The 9,533-nt window shown below is 70.9% G+C and carries 3 protein-coding genes; all 3 read left to right on the top strand.

Annotated elements, in window-relative coordinates; genetic code table 11:
* The coding region (locus D7W79_RS32920; RefSeq protein WP_120529317.1) for a non-ribosomal peptide synthetase at positions 1-2,421 on the top strand (2,421 nt) is incomplete at its 5' end.
* A 56-nt stretch (positions 2,422-2,477) separates the two neighbouring features.
* On the top strand, positions 2,478-3,857 hold the full coding sequence (locus D7W79_RS32915; RefSeq protein WP_120529316.1) for a cytochrome P450: 1,380 nt from the start codon (positions 2,478-2,480) through the stop codon (positions 3,855-3,857).
* A 32-nt stretch (positions 3,858-3,889) separates the two neighbouring features.
* The coding region (locus tag D7W79_RS32910; RefSeq protein WP_120529315.1) for a non-ribosomal peptide synthetase at positions 3,890-9,533 on the top strand (5,644 nt) is incomplete at its 3' end.

The following is a 9,533-nucleotide window of genomic DNA, read 5'->3' as shown; positions in this document are numbered from 1 at the left end:
CAGACGGTCGCCGGCAGGCCTCCGGAGCTGCCCGGCTCCGACTCCATCGTCGGCGTCTTCATCAACACCCTGCCCGTCCGCGTCCGCCGCGCTCCGGCCTCCTCCTTCCTCCTGCCCTGGCTTGCGTCCCTCCAGGCCCAGTTGATGGAGCTGCGCCAGTACGAGCATGCGCCCCTCGTCCAGGTCCAGTCCTGGAGCGCCGTGCCTCGCGGCACGCCCCTCTTCGAGTCGCTGCTCGTCTTCGAGAACTACCCCCTCGACTCCTCCCTGCTGGGGCCCTCCTCCTCCATCGTCCTGCAGGACATCCACGGCTTCGAGAGCACCAACTACCCGCTGACTCTCTCCGTCATCCCCGCCACCGCGCTTCGCCTGCGCGCCGTCGCCGAGACGCCTCGCTTCCAGCCCCAGGCCCTCCAGCGCCTGCTGGCCCACTGGCGTCAGGCCCTCGTCTCCCTCTCCACCGCCTCTCGCCTGGGCGACGTCTCGCTGCTCTCCTCCGAGGAGCGCCGCCAGCTGCTGCGCGACTTCAACGCCACCTCCGCCCCCTTCCCGGGCGAGGCCTGCATCCACCACCTCTTCGAGGCTCAGGCCGCCCTTCGCCCCGACGCCATCGCCCTCGAGTTCGGCTCCCAGCGCCTCACCTACCGGCAGCTCGACTCCCAGGCCAACCAGCTGGCCCACGCCCTTCGCTCCTTCGGCGTCGGGCCCGATGACCTCGTCGCCCTCTGCCTCGAGCGCTCCGTCGAGCTCGTCGTCTCGCTGCTGGCCATCCTCAAGGCAGGCGCCGCCTACCTCCCTCTCGACGCGGACTACCCTGCCCAGCGCCTGGCCTTCATGCTCGAGGACGCGCCTCCGCGTTTGCTGCTCTCCTCGCGCGCCCTCTCCGCACGCCTCTCCCTCCCGGACGCGCTGCCCCGCCTGCTGCTGGAAGAGCTGCGCCTCAGCGACTGGCCCGCCTCGGCTCCCGCTTCCGCCGTCAGTTCCCGCAACCTCGCCTACGTCGACTTCACCTCCGGCTCCACCGGCAGGCCCAAGGGCGTCGCCATCGAGCACCGCTCCGTGCTCCGCCTCTTCCATGGCAACGACTTCGCTCGCTTCGGTCCGGACGAGTCCTTCCTCCTCATCGCTCCCATCTCCTTCGACGCCTCCACCCTGGAGGTCTGGGGCCCGCTGCTCTTCGGCGGCCGCCTCGTCGTCTTCCCGCCCCAGTCCCCCAGCGACCTGAAGCTCCTCCGCCGCGTCATCGAGGAGCACCAGGTCACAGCCACGCTCCTCACCGCGGGCCTCTTCTCACAGGTGGTGGATCTGGAGCCGGACGCTCTCAAGGGCCTGCGGCAGGTCCTCACGGGCGGCGACGTCGTCTCCGCGCCCCACGTGCGCCGCGTCGTGGAGCAGCTCGGCCTCCCTGTCACCGCCTGCTACGGCCCCACCGAGTCCACTGTCTTCGCGGTTTGCTTCCGCATGACGCGGCCTGATCAGGTGGGCGCCAGCATCCCCATCGGCGCGCCCATCGCCAACACCCAGGTGTACCTGCTCGATGACGCCCTGGCGCCCGTGCCCCTCGGCGCTCCGGGTGAACTCTTCATCGGCGGTGACGGCCTCGCGCGTGGCTACCTCTCCCGCCCGGACCTCACCGCCGAACGCTTCGTCCCGAACCCCTTCGCCTCCGAGCCCGGCGCCCGCCTCTACCGCACCGGCGACCTCGCCCGCTGGCGCGAAGACGGCACGCTGGAGTTCCTCGGCCGCCTCGACCACCAGGTGAAGCTGCGCGGCTTCCGCGTCGAGCTGGCCGAGGTCGAGGCCGCTCTCGCCGCCCATCCCCTCGTGCGCCAGGCCGTCGCCCTCGTGCGCGAGGACGTCCCCGGCGACAAGCGCCTCGTGGCCTATGTCGTCGCTCAGTCCGAGCAGTCCCTGGACGTGACATCCCTCCAGGACTTCCTGCGAGAGCGCCTCCCCGAGTTCATGCGCCCCTCGGCCATCGTGATGCTCGATGCCCTGCCGCTGACCTCCAACGCCAAGGTGGACCGCAAGGCCCTGCCGGCACCGGACGGTGCGGCACCGGCCCGTGCGGCGTACGAGGCACCGCGCAACGACATCGAACGGCAACTCGCCACGATCTGCGGCGAGCTGCTGCGCGTGGAGCGGGTGGGCGTGCACGACGGCTTCTTCGAGCTGGGCGGCCACTCCCTGCTGGCCACCCAGCTCGTCTCCCGCATCCGCTCCACCTTCGGAGTGGAGCTGCCCCTGCGGGACCTCTTCGAGGCCTCCACCGTCGCGGAGCTCTCCCTCAGCGTCCTCCACCTCACCGCCGCCCAGCAGGCGTCGGAGGCGGAGCTCGAGTCGGTGTTGGAGCAGTTCGAACAACTCAGCGAGGAGGAGCTGCAGGCGCTCCTGGACGCCGAGTCCTCGTCGGGCTCCTGAGGCCCCCCGCACCTTTCCTGTCATCCCTCTTCGCGCGTCGTCGAGAAGGTCGTGAGATGCAAGCCACCCGGAACCCCCTCCCTCCTGGACCGAAACAGCACTGGCTCCTTGGCACCGGCATCCAGCAGGTGAAGAACCCGCTGCGCCTGCTGATGCGCGGGCACCAGCGCCACGGCGACCTCGTCTACTTCAACCTGTTCGAGGGCCCCACCCTCCTCGTCTGCCACCCGGAACACGCGCAGCACGTGCTGGTGGAGAACGTCCGCAAGTACCGTCCCGTCGGGCCGGAGAGCGGCAACGGCGGGCCGCTGCTGGGCCGGGGGCTCTTCGCCAGCCGAGGTGACTTCTGGATGCGCCAGCGGCGCATGGTCCAGCCCGCCTTCCACCGTCCCCGGATGGGCCCCATGGTGGCGGGCATGGTGCGCGGCATCGAGCGGACCGCGGAGCGGTGGGAGCCGCTGGCGCGCTCCGGCGCGCGGGTGGACCTGCTCACGGAGATGCGCCAGTTGGTCATCTCCACGCTGGGCGAGTCCATCTTCTCCCGCGACGTCTACGCCCAGAGCGAGCCCCTGCGCGGCGGCATCGACCTCATCACCCGCGACATGCACGGCCCCCGGGACTCGCTGGTGACGACCGTGCTGGGCCTGCTGCGAATGCTGCCTGCCCGCCGCCGCCGCTTCATGGCCGCCATCCAGGGTTTGAACTCGGCCCTCTACGCCCTCATCGCCGAGCGCCGGCAGGCCCCCGACGTGGGGGACGACATCCTGGGCATGCTCCTGGGCGCCCGGGACCCGCAGGGCGAGGGGATGTCGGACCAGCAGGTGCGCGACGAGCTCGTCTCGCTCTTCGTGGGCGGCCATGAGGCCACGGCGGTCGCGGCCACCTGGTGCTGGTACACGCTGGCGCGAAACCCCGAAGCCGAGCAGCGCGTGCGCCAGGAATTGGCGGAGGTGCTGCGCGGACAGCCCCCTTCCGAGGCCACAGTCCAGCACCTCGCGTACACGCGCGCGGTCGTGGAGGAGACGCTGCGCCTCCATCCCCCCGCGTGGCGCGTGGTGCGTCAGGCCCGGGAGGAGGATCGCCTCGGTGACTGGACCGTGGCTCCCGGGACGCTGGTGGTCGTCTCGCCCTACATCCTCCACCGCCATCCCAGCGCCTGGGAGCAGCCGGAGCAATTCATGCCGGAGCGCTTCCTCGCCGAACAACGCGAGCGCCGGGAGCAGCGCCAGGCGTACATGCCCTTTGGCGCGGGCCAGCGGCTGTGCATCGGCAACCACTACACGCTGCTGCTCATCACCACCGCGCTCGCCACGTTGATGCAGCGTCACCGGGTGCGCCTGTCGTCGGAGGGCCCCGTGCGGGCCATGTCCGGCTCCACGTATCGCCCTCGCGACGGCCTGATGGCCACCCTCCAGCCGGTCGGCTCGGCTTCCTGAAACCTCTGCTCCTTCCTGCCGCACCCGCCCCCATGAGCGACCTCCTCAAGCGTCTGGCCGGCCTGTCCCCCGAAAAGCAGGCCCTGCTGCTCAAGAAGCTGCGATCCACCACCACGGCCGTGCCCAACACGACCGCGCGGCAGCAGTCCCTTCCTCCGCTGGGCCGCAGGCCCCAGGGGATGAAGGCGCCCCTGTCCTTCGCGCAGCAGCGGCTGTGGTTCCTGGAGCAGCTGGAGCCGGACACCGCGCGCTACAACATCCCTTCCGCGGTGCGACTCCAGGGGCCGCTGGAAGTCGCGGTACTGGAGCGGGCCTTCGAAGCGCTGGGGAACCGGCACGAGTCGCTGCGCACCACCTTCCGCCAGGACGCGGAGGCGGACTCGGCCGAGCAGGTCATCTCCCCCGCCCAACCCCTGCGGATGCAGGTCGTGGACCTCTCCCTGCTTCCGCCCGAGCAGCGCCAGCCCGAGGTCCTGCGACGCGCCCAGGCGGAAGCCGGACGCCCCTTCAACCTGGTGACGGGGCCGCTGTTCAGGGCCAGCCTGCTGCGCCTGGACGTGGAGGAGCACGTGCTGGTGCTCTGCATGCACCACATCGTCTCGGATGGCTGGTCCACGGCGGTCTTCGTCCGGGAGATGGGGACGCTGTATGCCGCCTTTCTCCAGGGCCACCCTTCGCCGCTTCCGGAGCTGCCCCTGCAGTACGCCGACTACGCCGTCTGGCAACGGGCGTGGCTGCGTGACGAGGAATTGGAGCGCCAGCTCTCCTATTGGCGCCAGCAGCTCGCCGACGCGCCGGCCCTGCTGAAGCTGCCCACGGACCGTCCCCGGCCCGCCGAGCAGTCCTTCCGTGGAGCGGGCCACCCGGTGCTCCTCTCGCGGCAGCTCTCCGATGCGCTCAAGGCCTTCGCCCAGCGCGAGGGCGTCACGCCCTTCATGCTGCTGTTGGCCACCTTCCAGCTCCTGCTGTCGCGTTACGCGGGGCAGGACGACGTCAGCGTGGGCTCCTCCATCGCGGGCCGCAGGCTGGCGGAGTTGGAGGGACTCATCGGCTTCTTCGCCAACACCCTCGTGATGCGCACCCGCCTGGACGGGGACCCCTCCTTCCGCGCGCTCCTCCAGCGCGTGCGAGAGACGACGTTGGGCGCCTACGCGCACCAGGACATTCCGTTCGAGAAGCTGGTGGAGGAGTTCAAGCCGGAGCGCAACCTCGCGTACAACCCCTTCTTCCAGGTCCTCTTCACCGTCCTCAACACCCCCGTCTCCAAGCTGAGCGTGTCCGGACTCACCCTGAGACTGCTCGAGCTGGAGACCACGGTCTCCAAGTTCGACCTGGAGCTGGCCTTCACGGAGTCCGACGGCAGCCTCCAGGGCCTGTTCGTCTACAACAGTGACCTCTTCGATGCGGCCACCATCGCCCGCATGGCCACGCAGCTCCAGACGCTGCTCGAGGACGTGCTGGCCCGTCCCGACGCGCGGCTCTCCGAGCTGGAGCTGCTGACGCCCGCCGAGCGTCAACACCTGCTGCGCGACTGGAACGAGGCCCGGCGGGAGCTGCCCGAAGTCCCCCTGGTCCACCGCCTCTTCGAGGCGCAGGTCGCGCGCACGCCCGACGCCACCGCCCTGTGCTTCGGCGCGGAGTCACTCACCTACGCCCAGCTGAACGCGCGCGCCAACCAGCTCGCCCGCCATCTGCGCCGCGTCGGCGTGCGCTCGGAGGTCCTCGTCGCCCTCTGTCTGGATCGCTCCTTCGACTTCGTCATCGCCCTGCTCGCCACGCTCAAGGCCGGCGGTGCCTTCCTCCCGCTCGACCCGCACCTGCCCTCCGAGCGCCTGGACTTCATCATCACGGACGCGGTGGCGGCCGTGCTCCTCACCCACTCCTCGGTGGATCACCCGCTCGACCGGCATGGCTACGTGCTGCGCCTCGACGAGGACGAGGCCCACTTCGCACGAGAGCCCAAGCACGACCTGGACTTCGCTCCGGACGCGCTCTCACTGGCCTACGTCATCTACACCTCCGGCTCCACCGGCCGGCCCAAGGGCGCGCTGCTGCAGCACCGCGGCCTGTGCAACACGGCCCTGCAGACCGTCGACTTCATGGACCTGCGGCCCGGCTGCCGGCTGCTCCAGTTCTTCTCTCCCGGCTTCGACGCGTCCGTGTCGGAGATCATCCCCGCGCTGCTGTCGGGCGCCACGCTGGTGCTGGCGTCGCGTGAGGAGCTGATGCCGGGGGCGCCCCTCGTGGATCTGGTGCGCGAGCAGGCCATCACCACGCTGAAGCTCACGCCCACGGTGCTGGCGCAGCTCCAACCCGAGGAGCTCGCGGGGGTGCGGACGCTCATCGTCGCGGGTGAGGCGTGCACGCCGGAGCTGGTGGAGCGCTTCGCGCCGGGCCGGCGGTTCGTCAACGCCTACGGCCCCACCGAGGCCACCGTCTGCGCCACAGTGAACACGGCGCTCCGGCCGGACCGTGTCACGCTGGGACGCCCCTTCCACAACGTGCAGGCCTACGTGCTGGACGCCTGGCTGCGGCCCCTGCCCATCGGCGTCCCCGGCGAGCTGTACCTGGGCGGCGTCGGCCTCGCGCGCGGCTACCTGGGCCGGCCCGACCTCACCGCCGAGCGCTTCGTCCCGAACCCCTTCTCCTCCGAGCCCGGCGCGCGCCTCTACCGCACCGGCGACAAGGCCCGCTGGCTTCCCCACGGCGAGCTCGAATCGCTCGGCCGTCTCGACTTCCAGGTGAAGCTGCGCGGCTTCCGCATCGAGCTGGGCGAGGTCGAGACCGTCCTCTCCCTCCATCCCCACGTCCGAGCCTGCGTGGTCCTGCTTCGCGAGGACTCGCCCGGCCACCGGCGCCTCGTCGCCTACGCTGTCGCCGCCGACTCCGAGGCCCCTCCGGAGGTCGACTCCCTGCGCTCCTGGCTCAAGGAGAAGCTGCCCGACTACATGGTCCCCGCCTCCTTTGTCCTGTTGGAGGCGTTGCCCCTCTCCTCCAGCGGCAAGGTGGACCGTGGCGCCCTGCCTCCTCCGGAGGCTTCCAGTCAGCTCCAGGCGACCGCCTACGTGGCGCCCCGCGACGAGGTGGAGCAGCAGCTGGCGGACATCTGGTCGCGGGTGCTGGGTCGTGAGCAGGTGGGCATCCACGACAACTTCTTCGAGCTGGGCGGCGACTCCATCATCAGCCTCCAGGTGGTCGCCCGCGCCCGGCAGGCCGGCCTGCTGCTCACCACGCGCCACCTCTTCCAGCACCAGACCGTGGCCCGGCTCGCGCCGGTGGTCCAGGTCATCTCCCGGGTCGCGTCGGAGCAGGGCGCCGTCACGGGCCCCGTCCCGCTGACACCCATCCAGCAGCACCTCTTCCAGCACGACGCCGCGCACGCGCACCACTACAACCATGCCCTGCTGCTGACCCCGCTCCATCCGCGGGAGCCCGCGCTGTTCGAGCAGGCGCTCCAGCACCTGGTGGCGCACCACGACGCCCTGCGGCTGCGCTTCTTCCAGCACGAGGGGCGCTGGCTGCAGGAGAACGCCAGCGTGGAGGAGGCCCCCCTCCAGCTGCTCCGGAAGGACCTCTCCACGCTGCCCTCCGGTGAGCAAGCCGCGGCCCTGGAGGCCGAGGCCACGCGACTCCAGGCGAGCTTCGTGTTGTCCAAGCCCCCCCTGCTGCGGGCGGCCCTCTTCGAGCTCGGCAACGGTCAGCAGCGGCTGCTGATCATCGTGAACCACCTGGTCGTGGACGTCGTCTCCTGGCGCGTGCTGCTGGAAGACCTGGAGGCGATCTGCCTCCAGCTCTTGCGGCGTGAGCCGCCGAGCCTCCCCTCCAAGAGCACCTCCTTCCAGAGCTGGGCCCGGCGCCTCCAGGCCCACGGGCACTCCGTGGCCCTCGCGGCCGAGGCTCCCCTGTGGCTGGAGGAGGGGCGCGCGCACGTCGCGCCCCTGCCGCTCGAAGCCGCCGGCGAAAACCTTCGCTCCTCCGAGCGCACGCACGCGATCGCCTTCGATGCCGAGGAGACCCGGCTGCTGCTCCAGGAAGTGCCCACGGCCTGGCGCGCGCGCATCAACGACGTGCTGCTGACCGCCCTGGCCCAGGCCCTGGCCGAGTGGACCGGGCATTCGGACGTGCGGGTGCACCTGGAGGGGCACGGCCGCGAGGAGCTCTTCGCGGACGTGGACACCTCACGCACGGTGGGATGGTTCACGTCGCTGGTGCCGGTGCTGCTGCGCGTGCCGGCGGAAGGCGGCACCGGCACGCGCCTGCGCGCCATCCGGGACTCGCTGCTCCGGCTCCCGCATCACGGCATCGGACATGGCCTGCTCAAGTGGATGGGGCCGGAGGCCCTCTCCCAGCCGCTGCACTCCCAGCCCCCGCCGCAGGTGGCCTTCAACTACACGGGCCAGTTCGACACCACCGCCACCTCCAGCCAGCTCTTCGTGAGGGCCTCCGAGGCCACGGGACCCTCCCTCGACCCTTCCGGCACGCGATTTCACGTGTTGGAGGTCAACGGCAACGTGCAGCAGGGCCAGCTGCGGTTCCTCTTCAGCTACAGCGAGCGGCTGCACTCCGAGGCCACCATCGCGACGCTGGCCTCACGCTTCCAGCACCACCTGCGCGCGATCATCACCGAGCGCCACTCCGAGGATGCCCGCCGCTTCTCGCCGGGCGACTTCCCCCTCGCCTCGCTGTCCCAGCCCGCCCTCGACGCCCTGGTGGCGCGAACGGGCCCCCACATCGAAAACGTCTACCCGCTGTCGCCCACGCAGCAGGGCATGCTCTTCCATGTCCAGCTCGCTCCTGAGTCGAGCGTCTACTTCGAGCAGCTGTCCTGGACCGTCGCTTCGCCCCTGGACCTGAAGGCCTTCCTGGAGGCGTGGCGCGTCTGCATCCAGCTGCACCCCATCCTGCGTTCGTCGTTCCACTGGGAGGGACTCGACGTCCCCGTCCAGGTGGTGCACGCCGACGCGCCCTTCCCCTTCGAGGAGCTGGACTGGCGCGACCTGCCCGCCGGGGAGCAGCGCGCCCGCTTCGAGCAGCTGCTGCGCGAGGACAAGCACCGCGGCGTGGACCTGCGTCAGGCGCCCCTCATCCGGCTGACCGCGGCGCGCCTTGGGGAGCACGTGGTGCGCTTCCTCTGGAGCCACCACCACCTGCTGGTGGACGGCTGGAGCCTGGGGCTGCTCATCAAGGACGTCTTCTCCCTCTACGACGCCCTGCGCTCCGGCAACCGGCGCCTCCCCACCTCCCGGCCCGCCTACGCCGACTACATCGCCTGGCTGCACCAGCGCGAGGAGGGCCGCGATGAGGCCTGGTGGCGCACGTACCTGGAAGGCTTCGCCTCGCCCACGCCCCTTCCGGCGGACTCTCGCGCCACGCTCGCCAGGGGGCAGGCGGCGTCGCACCTTGTCTTGGAGCTGAGCTTCTCCACCGAGGAGACAGCGGCGCTCCAGGCCTTCGCGCGCGGCCACCAGCTGACGCTGCCCACGCTCGCGCTGGCCTCCTGGGGACTCGTCCTCTCGCACTTCAGCGGCGAGCACGACGTCGTCTTCGGCCAGACGGTCGCCGGCAGGCCTCCGGAGCTGCCCGGCTCCGACTCCATCGTCGGCGTCTTCATCAACACCCTGCCCGTCCGCGTCCGCCGCGCTCCGGCCTCCTCCTTCCTCCTGCCCTGGCTTGCGT

Origin of the sequence: Corallococcus exercitus, assembly GCF_003611585.1 — a bacterium.
In the GTDB taxonomy this organism is placed as follows: Bacteria; Myxococcota; Myxococcia; order Myxococcales; family Myxococcaceae; genus Corallococcus; species Corallococcus exercitus.
Note: the sequence above shows the minus strand (reverse complement) of the source record. Positions and strands in the feature narration are given on the sequence as shown.